The organism is Ralstonia pickettii (assembly GCF_030582395.1).
Lineage (GTDB): Bacteria > Pseudomonadota > Gammaproteobacteria > Burkholderiales > Burkholderiaceae > Ralstonia > Ralstonia pickettii_D.
Genome location: NZ_CP104382.1, coordinates 930,326 through 948,055, shown reverse-complemented (window position 1 = coordinate 948,055; position 17,730 = coordinate 930,326). Strand labels below are relative to the sequence as shown.

At 64.3% G+C, this 17,730-nt stretch carries 17 protein-coding genes; 8 read left to right on the top strand and 9 right to left on the bottom strand.

Annotated features, from left to right (window positions below; genetic code table 11):
• Positions 1–5: 5 nt before the first annotated feature.
• The 3 genes from fahA to N5B55_RS20925 form a co-directional block, all read right to left on the bottom strand.
• Positions 6–1,277: a fumarylacetoacetase gene (gene fahA, locus N5B55_RS20935; RefSeq protein WP_009239779.1), complete on the bottom strand. Its 1,272-nt coding sequence runs from the start codon at positions 1,275–1,277 to the stop codon at positions 6–8.
• 313 nt (positions 1,278–1,590) lie between these two features.
• A complete protein-coding gene (hmgA, locus tag N5B55_RS20930) occupies positions 1,591–2,937 on the bottom strand; it encodes a homogentisate 1,2-dioxygenase (protein ID WP_102065206.1) in 1,347 nt (448 codons plus the stop codon).
• Positions 2,938–3,000: 63 nt separating this feature from the next.
• Positions 3,001–4,410 (bottom strand): MFS transporter, encoded by a 1,410-nt coding sequence (locus N5B55_RS20925; RefSeq protein WP_304539923.1) that lies wholly within the window; start codon positions 4,408–4,410, stop codon positions 3,001–3,003.
• A gap of 133 nt (positions 4,411–4,543) precedes the next feature.
• Here N5B55_RS20925 and N5B55_RS20920 point away from each other — a divergent pair, with 133 nt between their 5' ends.
• Together N5B55_RS20920 and N5B55_RS20915 are read left to right on the top strand one after the other, a co-directional pair.
• Positions 4,544–5,461, top strand: coding sequence for a LysR family transcriptional regulator (locus tag N5B55_RS20920; protein ID WP_304539922.1), 918 nt, complete (start codon positions 4,544–4,546; stop codon positions 5,459–5,461).
• A gap of 207 nt (positions 5,462–5,668) precedes the next feature.
• Positions 5,669–6,721 carry an aldo/keto reductase gene (locus N5B55_RS20915; RefSeq protein ID WP_009239775.1) on the top strand — a complete coding sequence of 351 codons (1,053 nt, stop codon included), beginning with the start codon at positions 5,669–5,671 and terminating at the stop codon, positions 6,719–6,721.
• Positions 6,722–6,921: 200 nt separating this feature from the next.
• Here N5B55_RS20915 and N5B55_RS20910 read toward each other — a convergent pair whose 3' ends face one another.
• The 3 genes from N5B55_RS20910 to N5B55_RS20900 are packed head-to-tail and all read right to left on the bottom strand — an operon-like array spanning position 6,922 to position 9,804.
• Positions 6,922–7,131: a DUF2783 domain-containing protein gene (locus tag N5B55_RS20910; protein ID WP_039375072.1), complete on the bottom strand. Its 210-nt coding sequence runs from the start codon at positions 7,129–7,131 to the stop codon at positions 6,922–6,924.
• Between the two features lie 31 nt (positions 7,132–7,162).
• Entirely contained in the window at positions 7,163–8,842 is a 1,680-nt protein-coding gene (locus N5B55_RS20905; RefSeq protein WP_304539921.1) for an FAD-dependent oxidoreductase, read from the bottom strand.
• Between the two features lie 2 nt (positions 8,843–8,844).
• On the bottom strand, positions 8,845–9,804 hold the full coding sequence (locus tag N5B55_RS20900) for an MBL fold metallo-hydrolase (RefSeq protein ID WP_116576286.1): 960 nt from the start codon (positions 9,802–9,804) through the stop codon (positions 8,845–8,847).
• A gap of 275 nt (positions 9,805–10,079) precedes the next feature.
• Here N5B55_RS20900 and N5B55_RS20895 point away from each other — a divergent pair, with 275 nt between their 5' ends.
• The 4 genes from N5B55_RS20895 to N5B55_RS20880 all read left to right on the top strand — a co-directional run bounded on the left by N5B55_RS20895 (position 10,080) and on the right by N5B55_RS20880 (position 14,717).
• A complete protein-coding gene (locus tag N5B55_RS20895) occupies positions 10,080–10,964 on the top strand; it encodes an IclR family transcriptional regulator (protein ID WP_304539920.1) in 885 nt (294 codons plus the stop codon).
• 114 nt (positions 10,965–11,078) lie between these two features.
• On the top strand, positions 11,079–12,131 hold the full coding sequence (locus N5B55_RS20890) for a branched-chain amino acid ABC transporter permease (RefSeq protein WP_009239770.1): 1,053 nt from the start codon (positions 11,079–11,081) through the stop codon (positions 12,129–12,131).
• Between the two features lie 4 nt (positions 12,132–12,135).
• Complete coding sequence (locus N5B55_RS20885) at positions 12,136–13,962, top strand: branched-chain amino acid ABC transporter ATP-binding protein/permease (RefSeq protein ID WP_304539919.1); 1,827 nt, start codon at positions 12,136–12,138, stop codon at positions 13,960–13,962.
• Between the two features lie 11 nt (positions 13,963–13,973).
• Positions 13,974–14,717: an ABC transporter ATP-binding protein gene (locus N5B55_RS20880; RefSeq protein ID WP_304539918.1), complete on the top strand. Its 744-nt coding sequence runs from the start codon at positions 13,974–13,976 to the stop codon at positions 14,715–14,717.
• An 18-nt stretch (positions 14,718–14,735) separates the two neighbouring features.
• Here the strand turns inward: N5B55_RS20880 and N5B55_RS20875 are convergent, their stop codons facing one another.
• Both N5B55_RS20875 and N5B55_RS20870 read right to left on the bottom strand, forming a co-directional pair.
• A complete protein-coding gene (locus N5B55_RS20875) occupies positions 14,736–15,077 on the bottom strand; it encodes a hypothetical protein (RefSeq protein ID WP_154207656.1) in 342 nt (113 codons plus the stop codon).
• 104 nt (positions 15,078–15,181) lie between these two features.
• Positions 15,182–15,691 (bottom strand): GNAT family N-acetyltransferase, encoded by a 510-nt coding sequence (locus N5B55_RS20870; protein ID WP_304539917.1) that lies wholly within the window; start codon positions 15,689–15,691, stop codon positions 15,182–15,184.
• Positions 15,692–15,855: 164 nt separating this feature from the next.
• On the opposite strand from N5B55_RS20870, the gene N5B55_RS20865 reads away from it, so the two are divergent.
• Together N5B55_RS20865 and N5B55_RS20860 are read left to right on the top strand one after the other, a co-directional pair.
• Positions 15,856–16,728, top strand: a complete 873-nt coding sequence (locus tag N5B55_RS20865) for a D-amino-acid transaminase (RefSeq protein WP_304539916.1) — start codon at positions 15,856–15,858, stop codon at positions 16,726–16,728.
• A 66-nt stretch (positions 16,729–16,794) separates the two neighbouring features.
• Positions 16,795–17,349: a surface-adhesin E family protein gene (locus tag N5B55_RS20860; RefSeq protein WP_304539915.1), complete on the top strand. Its 555-nt coding sequence runs from the start codon at positions 16,795–16,797 to the stop codon at positions 17,347–17,349.
• Between the two features lie 49 nt (positions 17,350–17,398).
• Here N5B55_RS20860 and N5B55_RS20855 read toward each other — a convergent pair whose 3' ends face one another.
• Positions 17,399–17,623, bottom strand: a complete 225-nt coding sequence (locus N5B55_RS20855; protein WP_009239764.1) for a hypothetical protein — start codon at positions 17,621–17,623, stop codon at positions 17,399–17,401.
• Between the last annotated feature and the right edge of the window lie 107 nt (positions 17,624–17,730).

Below are 17,730 nucleotides of genomic sequence, written 5' to 3'. Positions count from 1 at the left end.
CTGCCTTACTTCACACTGCGCGCCGGCAGAATCTCGCCGCGTACTTCCCCAAAGCCCACACGATAGCCATCGCCCTGGCACCAGCCGGTCATGGTGACTTCGTCCCCGTCTTCCAGGAAGGCGCGCGTGGTGCCGTTGCCGAGGTCCAGCGGCTGCTTGCCGTTGACAGTCAGCTCCAGCAGGCTGCCGTAAGAATCCGGCGTGGTTCCACTGATGGTGCCCGAGCCCATCAGGTCACCCACGCGCACGTTGCAGCCGGACACGGTGTGGTGCGCGAGCTGCTGCGCCATCGTCCAGTACATCGCGCGGAAATTCGTGCGGGCGATGGTGGTGCGTTCGCCGCCGTGGGGCCGCAATGCAGTTTCGAGAGCGATGTCGTACGCGTTGGGCCGGCTCTGCCGCAGGTACTCCAGCGGCTCGGGCGACTGCACCGGGTTGGCCACGCGGAACGGTTCCAGCGCCTCCATCGTGACGATCCACGGCGAGATCGATGTGCCGAACCCCTTCGAGTTGAACGGGCCAAGCGGCACGTATTCCCATTGCTGAATGTCGCGTGCGCTCCAGTCGTTCAGGAGCACGACGCCGAACATGTAGTCCGGTGCCGCGTCGACGGAAACCGGCTCACCCAGCGCGCTCGGCTTGCCAACCACAAAGGCCATCTCGAGTTCGTAGTCCAGCTTGCGGCAGGCCGTGAAGATCGGGCGCGGCTGGTCGGGCAGCTTGATCTGGCCCATCGGGCGGTGCAACGGTGTTCCGCTCACCACCACGGAGCTGGCGCGGCCGTTATAGCCGATCGGGATTTCCAGCCAGTTCGGCAGCAGCGCGTTTTCGGGATCGCGGAACATGCGGCCGACGTTGGTGGCGTGCTCGCGCGACGAATAGAAGTCCGTATAGCCCGGGATGTCGATGGGCAGATGCATCACGGCATGCGCTTGCGGCACCAGCGCACGGGCGTGCAGCGTGGCGTTGTCGCGCACGTGGGTGTCGGCCACGCTGAACAGCGCTTGGAGCTTCTTGCGGGTGTCGGACCAGACGGGCTTGCCGAGTGCGATGAAGGTGTTGAGCTTGCCGGTGCGGAACGTGCCGCGGGTTGCTGCGGGGAGCAGGCCGGCGTCATCCAGCACGCCGAGATCGATGACCTGATCGCCAAGGGCTACGCCTGCGCGTGGCGACGGGTTTTCCTTGGTGGAGAAGATGCCGAAGGGCAGGTTTTCCAGGGGGAAGTGGGTGTCGGGGGTGTTGGCGGATTCTAGCCAGCTTAGTTGGCGGGTGGTCATGATGGGGCGGTGGTTTGTTTGTTGAGTCGGTTATTGCTTGACGTTGCTGGTGCATCCCTTGTTTCACCCCCTGCCGGGGGCGACTCACTTTCTTTGTCTTGCCAAAGAAAGTAAGCAAAGAAAGGCGCGCCCGAGATGGCGACTTCCCCTTGAATTTATGTCGCAGGGAGGGGAAGGAGCCAAACTCGCTACGCTCAGACAGGGCTCCTTCCTTTTTCCTCCCTGCAACAGAAATTCAAGGCGCCATCTAGGGCAGGGTACGGCCACACCTTCGGGATGCTCGCCTTGGCGTCAATGTGAATTCGTCGATCGCTTAACGCTTGGTCGGGTCGAAATGCTTCTTGAGGCCCTGCCAGCATTCAAAGTACTTGGCTTGCAGTTGCGCCGATTCCGCCGCGAAGCGGGTGGGCCGAATGACCGCCGGCGTCTCGAACATGAAGGCCATTGTTGCGTCGACCTTGTGCGGCTTGGTGGTGTCGCCGTTGCTCGCTTTCTCGAACGTGTCGGCATCGGGGCCGTGGCCGCTCATGCAGTTGTGCAGGCTGGCGCCGCCCGGCACGAAGCCTTCGGCCTTGGCGTCGTACACGCCCTGGATCAGGCCCATGAATTCGCTTGCGACGTTGCGGTGGAACCAGGGCGGGCGGAAAGTGTTTTCTGCGGCGAGCCAGCGCGGCGGGAAGATCACGAAGTCGATGGTGTCCACGCCCGGCGTGTCGGAGGGGCTTTGCAGCACCAGGAAGATCGACGGGTCCGGATGGTCGTAGCTGATCGAGCCGATGGTGTTGAACAGGCGCAGGTCGTACTTGTACGGCGCGAGGTTGCCGTGCCAGGCAACAACGTCCAGCGGTGAGTGGCCGATCTTCGCGGTCCACAGGCTGCCTTGGAATTTTGCGACGAGTTCGAAGTTGCCCTCGCGGTCTTCGTACCACGCGTGCGGGGTGAGGAAGTCGCGTGGGTTGGCCAGGCCGTTCGAGCCGATCACGCCCAGGTCGGGCAAGCGGAAGAGCGCGCCGAAGTTCTCGCAGATGTAGCCGCGTGCGTCACCATCCGGCAGTTCGACGCGGAAGCGCACGCCGCGCGGCACGACCACAATCTCCAGCGGTTCGACATCGACCACGCCCATCTCCGTCAGCAGGCGCAGGCGGCCTTGCTGCGGGACGATCAGCAGTTCGCCGTCGGCGTTGTAGAAGAAGCGGTCGGTCATCGACGCATTGGCGGCGTACAGGTGGATGCCGCAGCCGGTTTGCGCGTCCGGCCCGCCGTTGCCGGCGAAGGTCACGATGCCGTCGATGAAATCGGTGCCGGCCGCCGGTGCGGGCAGCGGGTCCCAGCGCAGCTGGTTGGGCGAGGGCGGCACCTCGTTGAAGTTGCTGTGGAAGCGGCCTTGCGCCATGGCCTCGAATGGCAGATGCACGGCGCCCGGGCGGATGCGATACAGCCACGAGCGGCGGTTGTGCGCGCGCGGGGCGGTGAACGCCGTGCCGGAAATCTGTTCCGCATACAGGCCATACGGCGCCTTCTGCGGGGAGTTCTGACCGTGCGGCAGCGCGCCGGGCAGGGCTTCGGTGGCGAACTCGTTGCCGAAGCCGCTTTGGTAAGCGGGCCGGTCCAGCGACGCCGGGGTGAATGCGTTCTTGACCGTCGGGGCGAGCATGTTCATGGTGAAGTCCTTGGAGAAAAAGTCAGGAGCGTCTTCAGGGAAAGCGTAGTCGTTACCGAGCCATCAAGCAGGCTTGCCGGTTGCGCGACCTGAGGCAAAGCGTGCGGCGTCCGCGCCACTGGCGGCCAGCGTAAGCGCCAGCACCATGCCGAATGACACCATCGCCGGCACCGCGGCGGCCGAGAACAACGCCGGGCCGCTCCATTGCATCGCAATCAACTGGCCGCCGATCACCGGGCCGATGACAGAGCCGATGCGGCCCACGCCAAGGCTCCAGCCGATGCCGGTGGCCCGCAGCGTGGTGGGGTAATACGTGGCGGCGAGCGCATTTACCGCAGGCTGTCCGCCGACGATGCAGAAGCCGGCCACGAACACCACCGTCACCAGCACGGGCAGCGCAGCCGCCACTTGGCCGATCAACCCGACGGTGACGCAGGCGACCAGGAAGCACACGGCCAGCACGCGCACAAAGCCGAGGCGATCGATCAATCGGCCCAGCGTGAGCGTGCCGATCACACCGCCCACCTGCAGCGCGGTGGCGACCAGTACAGCGGTATCCGTCGGATATCCGGCATCGCGAATCAGCGTCGGCAGCCAGTTCGACAGGAAGTACAGGTCGATCAGGTTCATGAAGTTGATGACCCACAGCACGAGCGTGACCTTGGCGCGGCCTTCCGTGAACAGGGCCGAGACCGGCATACCGCGCGCGGGCGCCTCGGGCACCACGAATTGCGTCTGCGCGTTCACCTGCAGTTGCGGCGCCAGCTTGCTCAGCCAGCGAGCCAGACGCTGATGGCGCGTTTGTCGCATTTGCCCATGGCCCCTGAGCACCAGGTATTGCAGGGATTCCGGCAGCCACAACACCATCATCACGCCAATGACAAGAGGCACCAGGCCGCCCACCAGAAACACCGCATGCCACCCAAAGCGCGACAGCAGCGCCGCGCTCACAAAGCCGCCAAGTGCCGCGCCCACGGTAAAGCCGCACGACACCAGCATCATCCAGGTCACGCGAGAGCGTGCGGGGCTGAACTCACCGGCCAGCGCCATCGCGTTGGGCATGATGCAACCCAGGCCCAGGCCTGTGATGAAGCGCAAGACGAGTAGCGCCTCCACCGTTGCCACCTGCGTGGTGGCCAGCATGCAGGCCGCAAAGAAGAACGTGGCGACGATCAGCACCGGCCGCCGCCCGAAGCGGTCGCCCAGCACGCCAAACACCAGCGCGCCGACCGGCATGCCGAACAGCCCCGCGCCGAATACCGGCCCGAGGCTCGCCTTGGTGATGTTCCAGTCCTTGATGATGGCTGGCGCCACATAACCCATGGCCTGCACGTCGAAGCCGTCGATGATCAGGCACAGCCCGCAGATGGCCAGCAACAGAATCTGAAAGCCGCCAACCTTGCCCTGATCGATTAGCCGGACGAGGTCGATGGGCGTCGACGATGTGTCACGTGCGGCGGGTGCAGGGCGCATGGTGGTCTCCGGTGGCGGGGTTGCCGCTCAGTTTTGGATTCTTGGTATGCGCGTATTGTCCGGATCGGATGAGAATTTGGAATATCAATGCGAGAATGCATGCTATTGATATTGTGAATGTCGAGGCGTCGTCATGCTGAATCTGCGGGATGTGGACCTGAACCTGCTGGTGCTGTTTCAGGAAATCCTGCGCGAAAAGCGCATCTCCGTCGTGGCCGAGCGGCTGGGCCTGTCGCAGCCGGCGGTCAGCAACGCGCTGTCGCGCCTTCGCCAGACCTTTGATGACGAACTCTTCGTGCGTACGCCGCGCGGCATGATGCCGACCGCACTTGCCGAGCAACTGGCCGAACCGGTGGCCACGGCGCTCGACACGTTGCAACGCGCCTTCGGCCAGCGCACGCACTTTGAAGCGGGCACGTCCACGCGCACCTTCACCATTGCCATGAGCGATGTGGGCGAGGTGTATTTCATGCCGGTGCTGGCGCAGTTGTGTGCTGAGCAGGCGCCCGGCGTGCGTATCGACACGCTGCGTGCGGGCGGGTTCGACATGAAGGCCGAAATGGAGGCCGGCGCCATCGACCTTGCCATTGGCGCGTTCGATGATCTTTCCGGCGAGAGCATCTTCCAGCGCCGCCTGTTCCAGCAGGATTATGTGACGATGTTCCGGCGCGGACATGCGCTGTCGGAAGGCAGGCTCACGCTGGAACGCTTTCGCGCCGCGTCGCATCTGGTGGTGGCGAGTTCGGCCAGCCCTTACAACGCCATCGGGCCGCTGCTGGACAAGGCGGGGATCACGCAGTCGGCGCGCTTTTCAGTGCCGCACTTCGTGGCGGTGCCGTACATCGTCAGCACGACCGATCTGGTGGTGACGGTACCGCGCAAGCTGGCCGAGCGGGCTGCGCCGCCGTTCGGGCTGGAGTTCGTGGCGCCGCCGCTCAAGCTTCCGGCACTGCAGACCAATGTGTTCTGGCACCGGCGCTTCCATCAGGACGCCGGCAACCAGTGGCTGCGCAACCTTGTCGCGCAGCGCTTTGCAGAGCTGGAACGCTAGGCATCAGCTTGCCCAGGCCGTGCGCTGCAGTCTTCCGCGGGATGACCGGTAGGCTTGCCTAGCCTGGTCTTCTCGCGCCTGGGCCATCACCCTGCATCCGACCGAGCGCTCTGCAGGATCAGCCGGTCCGTCTTATCCTCTGCGTTGTCTTTCGCATCTGAGCCTGTGCGCTCAGCATTCCATTCCCACCGTATTGGAGTCGATCACATGCGTTACAACCGACTGGGCCGGACCGGCCTGTTTGTTTCTGAGCTATGCCTCGGCACGATGACCTTCGGCGGCAGCGATGGCATCTGGCAGCACATCGGCGATTTGCAGCAAGCCGATGCCGAGCGCCTGATCGGGCGCGCCCTCGACGCCGGCATCAATTTCATCGATACGGCGGATGTGTACGCCAATGGCGTCGCCGAGCAGTTGACGGGGCAGGCGCTCAAGAACCTGAAGGTGTCGCGCGACAGCGTGGTCGTCGCCACCAAGGTGTTCGGGCAGACCGGCGACAGCGTGAACGCGCGCGGCGCCTCGCGGTTCCACATCATGGACGGCATCAAGGCGAGCCTGAAGCGCATGCAGCTTGACCATATCGATCTTTATCAGATCCATGGTTTCGATCCCGCCACGCCGATCGAAGAAACCGTGCGTGCCCTCGACACGCTGGTCCAGCATGGCCACGTGCGCTATGTGGGTGTATCGAACTGGGCGGCGTGGCAGATCGTCAAGGCGTTGGGCATTGCCGAGCGGCTGGGCTGCGCACGCTTCGAAAGCCTGCAGGCGTATTACACAGTTGCCGGCCGTGACCTGGAGCGCGAGTTGGTGCCGATGCTCAAGAGCGAAGGCCTGGGCCTGATGGTGTGGAGCCCGCTGGCCGGTGGCCTGCTCAGCGGCAAGTACACACGCGAGCAGCACGGCGAGCAGGACAGCCGCCGCAACAAATTCGATTTCCCGCCGGTGGACCGGGCACGTGCCTACACGTGCGTGGATGCCATGCGCGTCATGGCCAATGCGCGCAGCGTGTCGGTCGCGCAGATTGCGCTGGCGTGGCTGCTGCATCAGCAGGCAGTGACCACCGTGATCGTCGGTGCCAAGAAGATCGAGCAGCTCGACGACAACATCGCGGCCACCAAGGTTGAACTGACGGCGGAAGAACTCGCGCAGCTCGACGAGCTGAGCAAACTCCCGGCCGAATACCCGGGCTGGATGCTGGAGCGGCAAGGGGAGTACCGGCGTGGCCAGCTTGCCGGAATGCGGCAAGCTGTGCGCTAGTCTGCCGGCTCAAATCGTTCGCCTTTGAACACGCGGCGCGGATTGCCGCGCTCCACCTGGTGATGGAGCGCGCGCCGTTGCGCACGCTGCGCCGCATCGGCCGCCGCGTTATCGTTTTGGTGGAGCGCGTTCCCCTTCGCGCCAACCCAGCCGCAAGTACGATCAAGCTTAAGCGTTGGAATGATGAAACGCGATGACGCTCAGGTTGCCGTGGCTGCCGGCAATGCAAGACGCGCCGCCGCCAGCGCTTCACGCAATACCGCCATGTCGCCGATATGGTTCGCGAGCAGCAGGATGAGCTGCGCGTTGAGCATCGCGCTGTGCTCCTCGTCGAGGTTGCGGTGCGCGTCGATCAGCGCTTCGTAAAAGTCATCGGGGCGCGGCAGGTTCGGTTGCGTATTCAGCGGCATGGCGATCGGTGATCGGTGATCGGTCTTCAACTCAGGCGGAGACTGTGGCATGCGGCTCTGCTGCCGGCGCGGTTTGCCCGGTGGCGCGAAGCAACGCAGCGGCCAGCTTGGCAGGCTCAAGCGCGCGCCAGCGTGCACAGACGTGCTGATCTGGGCGGATCAGGTAGGTCGTGCCGGCGCGTGCGTCATAGCGTTGTGCGACCAGGCCATCGATGTCTTCCAGCGCCGTCACGTTGGCTGAAACGGTGCCGATGCCGCCGGCCGGGAAGACTGCCAGCGTACGAAGCGGTAGCGCTTCGACGCGTTCTCCGGCACCGCAGAAACGCAGCGCCGTGAAGCCGCTGTGCAGATGACCGAGGAGCCAATCTGCGCGGCCATCGGCGGTGCGCACCGGCGCGTCGAGTGCGACAGCGCCGGGCACGAGCGTGCAGGCGAAGGGCGCTTCATCTTCGGTCTGCAATGTAGAGCCCTCGAGCACTGTCGGCGTAGACAACCGTCCGCTGTTGACCAGGGTTCGCGCAAACGGATAGTGCTTGGCCAAGCGCAGTGTGGCATCGCGAAAGAGCCGGCTGACTGCGCTCTTGGGCGTGATGAAGTCGGTCGAGCGGGTGGAGTGGCGGATGTTGTCGTCGGCAGCGAACTCGCGCTCGCTCGCGTACGTGTCGAGCAGCGCGTCGGGCGCGTCGCCGGCAAGCACCATGCGCAATTTCCACGCGAGGTTTTCGGCATCCTGCAAGCCGCTGTTGGCGCCGCGCGCGCCGAACGGCGACACCCGATGCGCTGCATCGCCGATGAAGAGCACGCGGCCGTGGCGGAAGCGGTCCATGCGTTCGCATGAAAACGTATAGACGCTGACCCATTCCAGCTCGAAATCGACGTTTTCGCCCAGAAGCGCGCGCACGCGTGGAATGACGCGCTCCGGTTGCTTCTCGGCGACGGGGTCGGCGTCCCAGCCGAGTTGGAAGTCGATGCGCCAGACGTTGTCGGGTTGATGGTGCAGCAGCACCGACTGATTCGGGTGGAACGGCGGATCAAACCAGAACCAGCGCTCGCTCGGGAACGGCGCATCCATACGCACGTCGGCGATCAGGAAGCGGTCTTTGAAGGTCTGGCCGCGGGCTTCGAGGCCCATCATGTGGCGTACCGGGCTGCGCGAGCCATCGGCGGCGACGACGTACCGCGCGCGCTGTGCGTACGTGCCATCGGGCGTCTCAATGCTGAGCGTCACGCCATCGGCATCCTGCGTGAGGGCCGTCACCTTGTTCTTCCAGCGCAGTTCGATGTTCGGCAAGGCTTGCGCGCGTTCAACGAGAAAGCCCTCGACGTAGTACTGCTGGAGGTTGATGAACGCCGGCCGGCGGTGGCCGGTTTCGGGCAGCAGGTCAAAGCTGTAGAGCAGCTCGTCCTTCAGGTAGACCTTCCCAACGTTCCAGCTCACGCCCTTGTCGATCATGCAGTCGCCGCAACCGAGCCGATCGAAAATCTCCAGCGAGCGCTTGGAGAAACAGATCGCGCGTGAGCCGGTCGACAGCGTGCAATCGTCGTCGACGACGACCACGGCCACGCCCTGCTGCGCCAGATCGATGGCCGTGGCCAGCCCCACCGGCCCGGCGCCGACGATGACAACGGGGCGCGCTTCAGTGGCCGCGCCGGGTTGCTGTTCGGCGCACGGCGCATACGCGAAGACGCGGTTCTGGAAGTCGGGATTCATGTTCAGCCTTGCAGGGCGGCCCACATTTCCTTGTCGCGCTCGGCGGTCCAGATGCGCGGGTGCTTGATGCCGCTGGCCTCGTCAAAGGCGCGCGTCACGTCAAACGGTAGGCAGTGCTCATAGATGAAGACGCTGCCAAATTTCGGGTCCATGGCCGCGCGGGTATGCGCCATGGCGGCCTTCAGGTCCATCTTCTGCGCGACGGCTTCCTTGCCACGTTGCAGCAGCGTAGACACGAAATCGCGTGTATAAGCGAGGCCCTTCTCGACTTCGCCCGGATTGAGCAACGCGGGGCCGCGGCCGGGCACGAGCTTATCGGCGCCGAGCGCGCGCAGTGCATCCAGCGTGGCGGGCCATTCTTCGAGCTGCGCATCGCCGCAGTAGCAGGCGGCGTCATACTCGACGAGGTCACCGGAGAACAGCACCTTCTGCGACGGAATCCACACCACCGTGTCGCCCTTCGTGTGGCCGGGGCCGAGGTGCAGGATCTTCACTTCCAACTTGCCCAGAAACAGTGTCAGCTCGCGCTCGAACACCAGCGTCGGCCACGTCAGGCCCGGCACGGTTTCCACGCCGGCAAACAGGCGCGGGAAGCGCTCGATTTCGGACTTCATATCGGCCTCGCCGCGCTCGACGATCATTTCGTACGTGCCGCGGCTGGCAATGATGTTCTGTGCGCCCTCGGCAAAGTAGGCCGACGCGCCCAGCACGCGCACCGCGTGATAGTGCGACAGCACCACGTGCTTGATCGGCTTGTCGGTGATGGCGCGAATGCGTGCGATCAGGTCTTGCGCCATCGCGGGCGTGGCGGTGGTGTCGACGATCAGCACCGAGTCGTCGCCAATGATGACGCCGGAGTTCGGGTCGCCCTCGGCTGTATAAGCGTAAGCGTTGGGGGAGAGCTGGGTGAAGGTGACTTGTTTGGCCTCGAGGTCGGCTTGCGAGGCGAAGGCTTTGGCCATTCTGTCACTCCTGGTGTAGTGGATTACGGTTGGGGGAATTACGTTTCAACATGCGTGGCTCGGGAAGCCTGCGTTGGGTTGGGCTGAGGGCAAGCCATGCCGAACGCTGGCAATCATAGACCGCACGGTCTGGAGACGCGCCTAGGGTATACGTTGATTATGGTTAGAAGCATTGCTTATACAATGCATAAAAATCAAAAACGGCCGCCTACGCGTTGCTGCGTGCTACGCTCGCAGCACTTTGTCGGCCCCGTCCAGCCAATACGCCCCGAGACATGGAGACCACGGAAGTCGAAGACGACCTGCCCACCGATGGCGATGCAGAAGACGCGCGCGCAAACCGCGACCGTTCGGGCATCCAATCCATCGAAGTCGGCTCTCAATTACTCGTGGCGCTCACGCGTGCCATGCGGGCAATGGCGCTCGGCGATCTCGCGCGCGCCGCCGGTATGCATCCCTCCAAGGCGCATCGTTATCTGGTCAGCCTGCAGCGCGTGGGCGCGGTGTCGCAAGATCCGCTGACCGGCCGCTACGAACTCGGCCCGTTTGCGCTTCGCCTGGGCCTGGCCAGCCTCAACCGTTCCGATGCCATCGTCCGCACGCGGCCGTTGCTGGCCGGCCTGCGAGACCAGACCGGTCACACCATCGGCATTGCCGTGTGGAGCGATCGCGGCCCAACTGTCGTGCATTGGGAGAAGGCGGGTGGTGCGCCGGGTGTGAACCTGCGTATTGGCGACGTCCTGCCGATGCTCAATTCCGCCACCGGCCGCTTGTTTGGCGCCTATCAGCCGATGGAACAGACGCTGCCCTTGGTGGAACGCGAACTGCACGAGCGTGCCGGTGACGATCTCCCCGGTTTGCCGCGGTCTCTGACGGATTACTACCGCCTGTGCGAAGACGTCCGCACTGAAGGCGCATCGTGGGTGTCGGGCAGCCTGCTGCCGGGCGTGAACGCGCTGTCGTTGCCGGTGTTCGGTGCACGCGGGCAGCTCGTGCTGGTGTTGATCGCGCTGAACCTGCAACCGCTGTTTAACGCGCAGCGCGGCGGCGAGCTGGAGCACACGTTGCGCACGTTCGTGATGCGCTTGTCTGCCATGCTGCAGGCACCCGCGGAACGCCCTGCGAAAGCCGGCAGCCGTCGAAGCAGGGCGGTGCGTTAGGGTTGTCGCCAATTTCATCCTGTCGTAAGAAATTTACTATCTCGTAACGCGTGGCGCCCCCTCGCCCGGCTCACATCCGGCGCGAACTCCACGATTACAAGAACGAGGAGCTTCATGGATTTGTCGATTGCCGCCATCCTGGCGCAAGACGGCGTGACATCGGGCGCGATCTACGCGCTGCTGGCACTGGCGCTCGTGCTGGTGTTTTCCGTCACGCGCGTGATCTTCATCCCGCAGGGCGAATTCGTCGCGTACGGCGCGCTCACGCTGGCTGCCATCCAGGCCAACAAGGCGCCGCTGTCCGCCAGCATGCTTGTAGCGCTGGGCGTCCTGACGTTCCTGGTCGAGATGGGGCGTACGCTGCTGCAACCGGAACTGCGCCTGCATGCGCTGCGCACGGGCGCCGTCTATGCAGGCAAATACCTTGTTTTTCCGGTTGCCGTGTACGTCGCCGCTCGCATGCTGGGCCCGATGACGCTGCCCATGCTTGCGCAGGTGGCGTTGACGCTGCTGATCGTCATTCCGATGGGCCCCATGATCTACCGCCTGGCCTATGAGCCCTTGGCCGAAGCCAGCACGCTCGTGCTGCTGATCGTTTCGGTGGGCGTGCACTTTGCGATGGTCGGCCTGGGCCTCGTGATGTTTGGCGCAGAAGGCTCGCGCACGGAGGCGTTTTCCGATGCGCGCTTTGATCTGGGCGCGCTCAGTGTGTCGGGCCAGAGCCTTTGGGTGGTGGCTGTATCGGTGCTGATGATCGTGGCGCTGTACTTCTACTTCGGCCGCACGGTCTCGGGCAAGGCGCTGCGGGCCACCGCGGTGAACCGGCTGGGTGCGCGGCTGGTCGGCATCGGGACCACACAGGCCGGGCGATTGGCTTTCACGCTGGCGGCGGCGCTCGGCGCGCTGTGCGGCATCCTGATTGCGCCGCTGACCACGGTCTACTACGAGTCCGGTTTCCTGATCGGATTGAAGGGCTTCGTTGGAGCCATCGTGGGCGGGCTCGTGAGCTATCCGGTGGCCGCGCTGGGTGCGCTTCTGGTGGGGCTGCTGGAGTCGTATTCATCGTTCTGGGCGTCGGCGTTCAAGGAGGTGATCGTGTTCACGCTCATCATTCCGGTGCTGCTGTGGCGATCGCTCACCACCAAGCATGTCGAGGAAGAGGAATAAGCCGATGAACACGCTGACCAAATCTTCCGAAGGCACGGCGCAGCGCGGCTGGCTTTCGCGCAACCGCGTGCTGACCGCGTTGTTCGTGGTCGTGCTCGTGCTGATCCCGATCGTGCCCACGCCCGAGTTCTGGATCACGCTGCTGAACTACATCGGGCTCTATAGCCTTGTCGCGCTGGGACTCGTGCTGCTGACGGGTGTCGGCGGGCTGACCTCGTTCGGGCAAGCGGCGTTCGTTGGCCTCGGTGCATACAGCACCGCCTATCTGACAACGCAGTACGGTGTCTCGCCGTGGATCGGCTTGTTGGCCGGGTTGGTGATCACGGTGGTCAGCGCCTACGTGATTGGCCTGATCACGATGCGCATGTCGGGGCATTACCTGCCGCTGGCGACGATTGCGTGGGGCCTGTCGCTCTTCTTCCTGTTCGGCAACCTGGAATTCCTGGGAAAGTACGACGGGCTGAACGGCATTCCGGTGCTGAACGTGCTGGGTAAATCGCTGCAGACCGGCCGCGAGATGTTCTACCTGATCTGGGCTGTCGTTGTCGTGGCGGTGCTGGCGGTGCAGAACCTGCTGAATTCGCGCCCAGGCCGCGCCATCCGCGCGCTCAAGGGCGGCGGCACGATGGCCGAGGCGATGGGGGTGAACACCGCATGGATGAAGGTGGTGATCTTCGTGTTTGCGGCGGTGCTGGCCTGCATTTCGGGCTTTCTCTATGCGCATCTGCAGCGCGCGGTGAACCCGACGCCATTCGGCCTCAACTACGGCATCGAATACCTGTTCATGGCGGTGGTCGGCGGCGTGGGCCACGTGTGGGGCGCGGTGCTTGGCGCGGGTTTGCTGACCATCCTGAAAGACAGCCTGCAGAGCATCCTGCCGAAGCTGCTCGGCTCCAACGGCAACTTCGAAATCATCGTGTTCGGCGTGCTGCTCGTGCTGTTGCTGCAGTACGTGCGCGATGGCGTCTGGCCGTTCATCCGCAAGCTGTTTCCATCGTCTCCGACGGCGCGCGCACCCGACGATGCACCGGCACTGAAGCAGCGCGAGAAGCCCCAAGCCGGTGAGCTGATCCTCGACGTGCGCGCTGCACGCAAGGAATTTGGCGGCCTGGTTGCCGTGAACGATGTCAGCTTCCAGGTGAAAGCCGGCGAGATCATCGGCCTGATCGGCCCCAATGGCGCCGGCAAGTCCACCACCTTCAACCTGGTGACGGGCGTGCTGCCTGTCACGCGTGGCGAGGTGCTCTACCGTGGCGAGCGCATCAGCGGCAAGCCATCGCGCGAGATCGTCAAACGCGGTATCGGCCGCACCTTCCAGCATGTGCAATTGCTGTCGGGCATGACCGTGTTGGAAAACGTGGCCCTTGGCGCCCACCTGCGCGGCGATTTTTCGGCGCAAGGCGGGGTGCTCGCCAGCGTGGTGCGCATGAACCAGGCCGAAGAGCAGAAGCTGCTGTTCGAAGCGCGCCGTCAACTGGAGCGCGTGGGTCTGGCCGATTGCATGTATCAGGAAGCCGGCAGCCTTGCGCTGGGCCAGCAGCGCATTCTGGAAATCGCCCGTGCCCTGTGCTGCGACCCCGCGCTGCTGCTGTTGGACGAGCCCGCCGCGGGCCTGCGCTACAAGGAAAAGCAGGCGCTGGCCGCGCTGCTGACCAAGCTGAAAGCCGAAGGCATGAGCGTGTTGCTGGTCGAGCACGACATGGACTTCGTCATGAACCTCACCGATCGGCTGGTCGTCATGGAATTCGGCACCAAGATTGCCGAAGGGCTGCCGCAGGAAGTGCAGCAGAACCCCGCGGTGCTGGAAGCCTACCTGGGCGGCGTGGAATAAGGAGAACGCGCATGTCAGTCATCCTGGAAGTGAAGGACCTGCACGTCCGCTACGGCAAGGTAGAGGCGCTGCACGGCGCCAGCCTGAAGGTGGAGTCGGGCCAGATCGTGACGGTCATCGGCCCGAACGGCGCAGGCAAATCGACCATGCTTGGCGCCGTCATGGGTGCGCTGCCAACGACCGGCTCGGCCAGCGGCGTGGTCTCGTATCTCGGTCACAACCTGACTGGTCTGCCGGTGGAAAAGCGCGTGGCACGCGGTATGTGCCTCGTCCCGGAAAAGCGCGAGCTGTTTGCCACCATGAGCGTGGAAGACAACCTCGTGCTGGGCGCGTACCGCCGCAAGCGTGCGGGTGAGCGCAACTATCTCGACCAGATGGAGGTGGTGTACGACTTGTTCCCGCGCCTGAAAGAGCGTCGCGCGCAAGAAGCCGGCACGCTTTCCGGCGGCGAGCGCCAGATGCTCGCCGTGGGCCGCGCGCTGATGGCCAAGCCACAGTTGCTGATGTTGGATGAGCCGAGCCTCGGTCTTGCGCCGCTTATCGTCAAAGAGATCTTCCACATCATCAGCGACCTGCGCAAAACCGGCGTGGCAACGTTGTTGATCGAACAGAACGCACGTGCCGCCCTGCAGGTGGCGGACTACGGTTACGTCTTGGAAACGGGCGACATGACGCTCGAAGGCCCTGCGCAGGAACTGGCCGTCAACCCCCGCGTGATCGAAACCTACCTGGGCTTGGCGAAGAAGGCCGCCTGAGCGCTGCGGGGAGCCGGATCAATCGTCGTCGTCATGACGATGGTGCCGGCGCCATTCACGCTCGCGCCAGCGTTGTTCACGCCATTGGCGTTCCTGCCATTCGCGGCCGCGCCCATCGTCGTAGTAGCCGGGGGCAACAATGACCGGCTGCGGCGCGACATAAACGGGTTGCGGTGCATAGTAGGCCGGCGGCGGGGGCGGGGCGTACACCGGCGCCGGGGCATAGACCGGTGCGGGTTCGACATAGACGGGCGCCACTGGCACGCCGATTCCAATATCGACATTGACGCGCGCCACGGCCAACGGCGAGGACAGCGCCGCAGCGGCTGCCAGCACGTACAGCGCGAAGTTCTTATGCATGTGGGAATTCCTCAAGACATCGCACTGTAGTTGAACCGGATGCGCGCAGTCTTACAGAAGATATACGGGTGTTGCGAATTGTAACGAAGTGCCTCGCTGGCCGCTCACGGCAACGCGCGCTCCATTAGATACGCCTTCTCGCCATAAACCGTGCGCAGCGTGGCCAACGCGCCTTCATCCAGATCGGCCGACTGATAATCAAGGCGGCGCCAAAAGGCATCCGCGCCTTGCACGGCCACCAGCCGCGATTCGCGCAGCCCTTGAGCGTGGGCGCTGGCCAATGCGATTGCGTAAAGCTGCTCCCCCAAACGCTGGCCCCGACCGGCAGGCGCGATGGCCATGTCGTGAACGAACCAGAGCACATCGGCCGCATCCGCAACAGGCAGCGGCACGTGCAATTTGGGCGGTGTCCATGCATGCCACGCATGCGAAAGCAGGTAGCCGACCACCTCGCCGCCGCGCAAGGCGACCAGGCACAGGGCCGGACTGCGCGCCCAGCGGCTGGCAAGCGCATCGCCCGGTTCTAGAAACCCCTCGCCGTAACAGGCCTGCTGCACGGCGAGGATGCCGGCCAGGTCGTCTGCGACGATCGGGCGGATGGTGATTTCGGACATGGGTGCGCGGTCGGACGAAAACGGCAGAGTTTAACGGAGCGGTTTCGCGCATCATGCCGTTTTCGCATAACGTGGGCACACATCGGTATTCGCAGGATCGCGCACGTATCCTGTAGATTCGTTGGCAGGGCAGTCCCGCCCACACTTGAATCCTCTCTCCGAGCATGTCGCGAATCATCTTCCTGAACGGCCAATACGTGCCGGCCGCCGAAGCCACCGTCTCCGTCATGGATCGCGGCTTCACCTTTGCCGATGGCATCTATGAAGTCACCGCCGTGGCGCGCGGCAAGCTCGTCGACAACGACGCGCACCTCGCCCGCCTGACACGATCGCTGTCCGAGATCGGCATCGACAACCCGTACACCGACGCGGAATGGACGCGCGTGTGCGAAGAGCTGGTGGCGCGCAATGGGCTGGACGAGGGTGTGGTCTACATGCAGGTCACGCGCGGCGTGGCCGAGCGCGATTTCGGCATACCGGCTGACATCTCGCCGACGGCCGTGGCATTCACGCAGGTCAAGTCCATCGTCGACAGCCCGCTCGCAAAGAAGGGCGCAACTGTGGTGACGGTGCCCGATCTGCGCTGGAAGCGTTGCGACATCAAAAGCGTGGGCCTGTTGCCGCAGGTGATGGCCAAGCAGATCGCCGCCCGCGCCGGCGCGCACGAAGCCTGGATGACCGACGGCGAACGGGTGACCGAAGGCGCGTCGTCGACCGCGTTCATCATCACCGCCGATAAGCGGCTGATCACGCGTCCGCTGTCGAACGCCGTGCTGCCGGGCATCACGCGTGTGTCGATCCTGGCGCTGGCACGCGAATATGGCGTGACGCTGGAAGAGCGCACCTTTACCGTGGCCGAAGCTCAGCAAGCCGCCGAAGCGTTCTACACGAGCGCGTCGACGTTTGTGATGCCGGTGGTGTCCATCGACGGCGTGCAGATCGGCAGCGGCCAGCCGGGCCCGCTCACGCAGGCGCTGCGCACGCTGTATCTGCGTTTTGCCGGCGTGGACGTTGCCGAACCCGTCGACCAGATGTGACGTAAGCGGTTGCGCCAGCGCGGTAGAATCGCCCGCTCAGTTTTTTGCAGCAAGGCGAGACACCCCATGAAGACAGGAGGCTGGCGCTGGCAAAGCGCCATCGCGGCGACCGCTCTGGTTGCTGCGCAGTGGGCAGCGATGCCCGTATCCGCACAAACCATTTCTGCGTCGGCCGCTGCGCCGACGGGGGCCGCGCAAGCCGTTTCGGCCGATGCGCCACCCGCCCTCGAATCATCCTCCGCCGATTCCCGGTGGCGCCGCTTCGAGAGCATCAACGGCATTGTTTCGTATATCGATCGGCAATCGGTCAAGCCGCAGCCCGGTGCCGCGGCCGATGCCAATTCGCACACCGTGCACTTCCGGCTCTTGCGCAACGTGCTGCCCGACTTCACGATCAAGACAGCAGATGGGCAGCCGATCCGTTCGTCGGTCAAACAGGTCGTGCTCGACTGCGCGCGACATAGCTACACAGTGATTGCACAAACGCTCTATCGCGCGCGCAACGCTACCGGCAAGCCGCTTTACCAGATCCATTACGGCGACGAGGCGCAAAGCCGCTCGCTGCGCGAAGGCAGCGTCTTCGAATGGATCGCCGGCCGCTTTTGCGGCACAGGCCACTAACCCTGTGGCCGGCACGGGCGGCGCAAATGCCGCCCGGCATGTTCGCGGTTCAAATGGGCGCAGCTTCCCGGCTGTCGCTGCCGTTCTCGCTTTCCTCGCGGCCGCGCGCGTAAGGCTGCCGCTCCTGCTCAAGCTCCGGATAACGGCGTGAGGCGAAGCCCATGGCGGCTTCGTACGAGCCAAACTGGTTTGATTCGGCGGCCACACCGTCGTTGACCAGAATTGCGTACCACTTCCCGTAGAGCGGGCCGTACACCACGACCTTGCTTTTCATCGTCTTGTCCCTGTTTCTTGTGTCGACGGCCGACTACGCGGTTTACGCGAAGCGGCGGCTCGAGCCGTCCGGGCGTCAGGTCATGACGCGCCGTCAGCGTTGTGGCG

What these genes read in the sequence shown, in the direction of transcription:
- fahA (WP_009239779.1), bottom strand. Translation starts at nt 1,277, where the DNA reads ATGACCACCCGCCAACTAAGCTGGCTAGAATCCGCCAACACCCCCGAC.
- hmgA (WP_102065206.1), bottom strand. Translation starts at nt 2,937, where the DNA reads ATGAACATGCTCGCCCCGACGGTCAAGAACGCATTCACCCCGGCGTCG.
- N5B55_RS20925 (WP_304539923.1), bottom strand. Translation starts at nt 4,410, where the DNA reads ATGCGCCCTGCACCCGCCGCACGTGACACATCGTCGACGCCCATCGAC.
- N5B55_RS20920 (WP_304539922.1), top strand. Translation starts at nt 4,544, where the DNA reads ATGCTGAATCTGCGGGATGTGGACCTGAACCTGCTGGTGCTGTTTCAG.
- N5B55_RS20915 (WP_009239775.1), top strand. Translation starts at nt 5,669, where the DNA reads ATGCGTTACAACCGACTGGGCCGGACCGGCCTGTTTGTTTCTGAGCTA.
- N5B55_RS20910 (WP_039375072.1), bottom strand. Translation starts at nt 7,131, where the DNA reads ATGCCGCTGAATACGCAACCGAACCTGCCGCGCCCCGATGACTTTTAC.
- N5B55_RS20905 (WP_304539921.1), bottom strand. Translation starts at nt 8,842, where the DNA reads ATGAATCCCGACTTCCAGAACCGCGTCTTCGCGTATGCGCCGTGCGCC.
- N5B55_RS20900 (WP_116576286.1), bottom strand. Translation starts at nt 9,804, where the DNA reads ATGGCCAAAGCCTTCGCCTCGCAAGCCGACCTCGAGGCCAAACAAGTC.
- N5B55_RS20895 (WP_304539920.1), top strand. Translation starts at nt 10,080, where the DNA reads ATGGAGACCACGGAAGTCGAAGACGACCTGCCCACCGATGGCGATGCA.
- N5B55_RS20890 (WP_009239770.1), top strand. Translation starts at nt 11,079, where the DNA reads ATGGATTTGTCGATTGCCGCCATCCTGGCGCAAGACGGCGTGACATCG.
- N5B55_RS20885 (WP_304539919.1), top strand. Translation starts at nt 12,136, where the DNA reads ATGAACACGCTGACCAAATCTTCCGAAGGCACGGCGCAGCGCGGCTGG.
- N5B55_RS20880 (WP_304539918.1), top strand. Translation starts at nt 13,974, where the DNA reads ATGTCAGTCATCCTGGAAGTGAAGGACCTGCACGTCCGCTACGGCAAG.
- N5B55_RS20875 (WP_154207656.1), bottom strand. Translation starts at nt 15,077, where the DNA reads ATGCATAAGAACTTCGCGCTGTACGTGCTGGCAGCCGCTGCGGCGCTG.
- N5B55_RS20870 (WP_304539917.1), bottom strand. Translation starts at nt 15,691, where the DNA reads ATGTCCGAAATCACCATCCGCCCGATCGTCGCAGACGACCTGGCCGGC.
- N5B55_RS20865 (WP_304539916.1), top strand. Translation starts at nt 15,856, where the DNA reads ATGTCGCGAATCATCTTCCTGAACGGCCAATACGTGCCGGCCGCCGAA.
- N5B55_RS20860 (WP_304539915.1), top strand. Translation starts at nt 16,795, where the DNA reads ATGAAGACAGGAGGCTGGCGCTGGCAAAGCGCCATCGCGGCGACCGCT.
- N5B55_RS20855 (WP_009239764.1), bottom strand. Translation starts at nt 17,623, where the DNA reads ATGAAAAGCAAGGTCGTGGTGTACGGCCCGCTCTACGGGAAGTGGTAC.